We start from the raw sequence: 2,416 nt of genomic DNA, 5'->3' as shown, positions 1-2,416 counted from the left end.
GGACACCGCCGCTGCGTCCGCGACTACGAACGCCTACGACACCACCACGAGGCCATGGTCCGCTGGGCCATGATCCGCATCACCAGCCGTCGACTCACCCAACCCCAATAGCTCGGAAACGGGCACTAACCAGCTCCTTGGGGCCGACTGCCCGGTCCGGTTGGCGGTCTTTGAGGACCGCCGTCTTCTGCCAATGAAGCGGAATTCCTCCGTACCGTGCGACCAGTGGTTTCCTGCCGTCACCGCGTTCGACGGTCGCTTCAAAGCACGTGCGCGGCCCGTGGGGAGTCTCGACCTTGGCCTTGTACTTGGCCGCCGTCTTCGACACGGTCGAGCGGTGCTTGCCCGCCAGCGTCTTCAGTAGTGATGTCTCCATGACCCAGTTCAGTCGATTCAGCCGATAGACGTCACTGGCCAGCAGGTAGTACTGGGCCACCCCGCGGTATTCGGCCCCGTAGATGGAGACGATGGTGTAGTCGTCCATGTTCATCAGTTGGGTCCGACGCGCGGGTTTTCCGCGCTTCAGATGCGGGGCGCATTTAGCCTTGATCACCGAGGTCGGCACCCGTAGCTTGACGGTCGCATTGCTCGACCGTTGACCATTGGTGATTGCCTTGTCGTTCTGCTCAACGGTGATCTCGTAGCCGAGGAACCGTGCCGCGCCGGTTCTGGCGTGGGTGATGAGCGTCTTCTCCTCGGACAGTTCCAGCTTGAGTTCGTCATGCAGGAACCGACTGAGGCGCTGCTTGATCTCCTCGGCTTCGGCCTTCGGTCCGGTGAACCCGAGCAGGGTGTCGTCGGCATACCGCACGTAACGCAGTCGCCGGTAGCGAGGATCGTGAAGGTCCTTGCTGGGCATACTGCGCAACTGCTTGCGCAGTGACCGTGCCTCGGCACGGTCTCCCCGCTTGCGGGCTTCCGTGAGCGCCTTCTGAACCTTGCGGTAGGTCGGGTTCTTGACCCGCTCCGCACCTCGGTTGTATTCCGGTACCAGAACTGTCTCGACAAAGTTGTCCAGCCGGTGCAGGTAGATATTGGAGAGTGTGGGTGACAGAACGCCGCCTTGTGGTGCTCCGGAGAGCGTGGCGTTCCACACCCAGTCTTCCAGGTATCCGGCTTGCAGCATGTTTCGCAGTAGCCGCAGAAACCGGTTGTCGTGGATCTTCTCCGATAGCGTCGAGAGCATGACCTCGTGGTCCAGCGACCCGAAGCAATCGGAGATGTCGCCCTCGATCAGCCAGGTCGTCCCCGTCCAGGTGTTTGTCACTTCGCGTAATGCGGTGTGGCAGCCTCGGCGGGGCCGGAACCCGTGGGACCGGTCGGAGAACTGCGGTTCGTAGTACGCCTCCAGCAGGAGGCGCATCACCTCGCCGACCAGTTTGTCCGTCCAGCCTGGCACGCCAAGGGATCTGAGCTTTCCGTTCTTCTTCGGAATGAGGACCCCCTTGACCGGACTGAACCGGTAGCGCTCGTGGCGCATCGTATCGATGATGCGTCCGATCTTGTCCAGCGACATGCCGTCCACGGTCTCTGCCGTTGCTCCGGGCGTCATCGCTCCTTTGTTCGAGTAGATGCGCCCGTAAGCCATGAGATAGAGTTGCGGGTTGAACATTTGCCGGTACAGTTCGTTGCATGGCAGGCCGCGCCTGCCGCGTTCACGGAGGACACCCAGCACTGTTTCGGCGCTCTGCAATTTCGCATGCCTCCCAGGTCTTCGAGTGTCCGATCACCTGACCCCCTTCGCCCTCATTCCGGCTTTCCCGGACTTCGTGGCCGGTCGTGACTCCGGCGACTACTACGGGGTCTCCGTCACCATAGGATTCGCATCCCTTAGGTGATCCCGCGTTCATCTCTGCCGTACGTGCTAGCGCAACTTAGGTGCCCCACTCATCTCCTTGAATGCCCTCACTGGGCATCGCTCCACGTCCCGGAGGTTGCAACGGCCGCGAAAGGAATGCCGATGCAGGACGTGGCGCCGGTTCCGGACGTCTTTCCGGCGGATGGATATTTGCATCTCCTGGAGATTGGGATTCAGGCAGTCCAGCTTTCACCGTATTGCGCGAATCGCTCGGCGCACTGCTCCTGACGCCTGGACGCAGTCGCCGATTTCCTGGCATGCTCTTGTCCCTCTCACCCTTTCAGGCTGAGGTAAGCCATTCGATTCAAGAATCTTCCTCCGAGTTCTTCCCGACTGTGCCGGGAATACGACAGAGCGCCTCGCGGCGCAATTTCGCCATATCACGCGGGTCCCCCGGCGCGCCGTCCCCGACCACTGGACCCGGCCATCGGGTTACAGATCTTGAAAGGCCAGGGTTGATCATGTGGTTCTCGGCGTGTCCTGCGTGGTCGTGATCGGCTTGTGGTCTACGCAGGAGTGATGCGATACGCGGATGGTGGTGGTCTGTCCGAGCGGGGC

Annotated in this window: 1 protein-coding gene; it reads right to left on the bottom strand. The window is 61.5% G+C overall.

The window, feature by feature from the left end; all coding sequences use genetic code 11:
- Positions 1-94: 94 nt before the first annotated feature.
- Positions 95-1,693: a reverse transcriptase/maturase family protein gene (locus tag FM051_RS49775; protein ID WP_202919534.1), complete on the bottom strand. Its 1,599-nt coding sequence runs from the start codon at positions 1,691-1,693 to the stop codon at positions 95-97.
- Positions 1,694-2,416: the final 723 nt, after the last annotated feature.

Source organism: Saccharothrix deserti, assembly GCF_009769385.1.
Classification (GTDB): Bacteria; Actinomycetota; Actinomycetes; order Mycobacteriales; family Pseudonocardiaceae; genus Actinosynnema; species Actinosynnema deserti.
The sequence above is the reverse complement of the archived record's forward strand: the minus strand, read 5'-3'. Positions and strand labels throughout refer to the sequence as shown.